Origin of the sequence: Tenacibaculum sp. L6, assembly GCF_028823685.1 — a bacterium.
Lineage (GTDB): Bacteria > Bacteroidota > Bacteroidia > Flavobacteriales > Flavobacteriaceae > Polaribacter.
Window position 1 is genome coordinate 1 of sequence record NZ_JAPEHZ010000203.1, and the last position, 334, is coordinate 334.

1 protein-coding gene is annotated in these 334 nt (G+C 32.6%); it reads right to left on the reverse strand.

Translation table 11 applies throughout. The features are described from left to right. A partial coding sequence (locus OU788_RS12725) for a type IIL restriction-modification enzyme MmeI (RefSeq protein WP_342454943.1) occupies positions 1-334 on the reverse strand: 334 nt, incomplete at both ends.

A 334-nucleotide genomic window follows, 5' to 3' on the forward strand; every position in this document is an offset into this window, starting at 1 on the left:
AAGTAAATCGTCATTGATTTTGATATTGTCTAAAATCTCGTCTGGTGCAAAAAGTCCACCATTGTAAGCAAAAATATCGTGTTGCTGTCCTTTGTGTCCTGTATTCATATAACCGAAATATTTTTTAAATCGGTCGTACAAAGGAAAATACTCATCATATTTATCTCGTAAATCAGTCCATTGGTTTACGATAGAACGAATAGAGTTTGGTGGCAATAACAATCTATCTTCTGCAAAGAAGATGAATAAGAAACGGTCAAGAAGTTTTTGCGTTTTCTTGAATAACGTTAGTTTGTCGTATTCAGGATTTTCTTTTTGAATAGCATCAAAAATC